The 459-nt window shown below is 69.7% G+C and carries 1 protein-coding gene; it reads left to right on the top strand.

The window, feature by feature from the left end; genetic code table 11:
- A partial coding sequence (locus MKL11_RS24270; RefSeq protein WP_243947996.1) for a transposase occupies nucleotides 1-458 on the top strand: 458 nt, incomplete at its 5' end.
- Nucleotide 459 lies beyond the last annotated feature (1 nt).

The raw sequence follows: 459 nt of genomic DNA, 5'->3' as shown, positions 1-459 counted from the left end.
AGGTGATCGTCGCGCACCGCCTCGTGACCAACTCGGCTGACTACCGCGCGCTCGTGCCGCTTGTGGACGGGGTCCGCGCTCATCTCGGGCGCAAGCCGCGGGAGGTCTCGGGCGATGCCGGCTTCGCCAACGAGGCGAACCTCGCCGCGCTGAAGGAGCGAGGCATCACGGGCTACCTCGCTCCCGGCCGGGCGCGTCATGGCGAGGCGGACGCAGCCGGCCGCCGGAGGCTGACCAAGATGCCGTTGATGAGCGCGATGGCCGCCCGCCTGAAGCGGGCTGGGCGCCGCAGTCGGTACCGTCTCAGGAAGCAGGTGGTCGAGCCGGTGTTCGGGCAGATCAAGCAGGCCCGAGGCTTCCGACAGTTCCTGATGAGAGGGCTCGATCAGGTCCGAGGCGAGTGGGCGATGATCTGCACGGCCCACAACCTGCTGAAGCTGGCACAGGCAGGCCGCTGAG

The sequence above is a fragment of the Methylobacterium sp. J-077 genome, from assembly GCF_022829365.1.
Taxonomy (GTDB): Bacteria; Pseudomonadota; Alphaproteobacteria; order Rhizobiales; family Beijerinckiaceae; genus Methylobacterium.
This window is presented reverse-complemented; position numbering and strand designations above follow the sequence as displayed.